The 246-nt window shown below is 35.0% G+C and carries 1 protein-coding gene; it reads right to left on the bottom strand.

Annotated elements, in window-relative coordinates; translation table 11 throughout:
* Window positions 1–246 (bottom strand): CARDB domain-containing protein (locus GNE10_RS35240; RefSeq protein ID WP_311774918.1); only part of this gene is annotated, 246 nt, incomplete at both ends.

The following is a 246-nucleotide window of genomic DNA, read 5'->3' as shown; positions in this document are numbered from 1 at the left end:
GGTTGTATTTGTTGAAAGATAAAACTTTGTTTGCTGATACCCTGCACTACCCGTGCCTTGATTTTTCACTTGATAGCTGACTTCAATACTTTCGCCCACTGACCCTACACTGGGATTAACAGCATTTTGGATAATTAAATCAGCTTTCTTAATAGCGATCGCTTTAGCAACAATATTATTATTTTCATTACTTTCGGCGATATTGTTATTACCATCAGCTTGATATAACAAATAATAATTGCCTAC

The organism is Nostoc sp. 2RC, assembly GCF_014222165.1.
Taxonomy (GTDB): Bacteria; Cyanobacteriota; Cyanobacteriia; order Cyanobacteriales; family Nostocaceae; genus Nostoc; species Nostoc linckia.
Note: the sequence above shows the minus strand (reverse complement) of the source record. Positions and strands in the feature narration are given on the sequence as shown.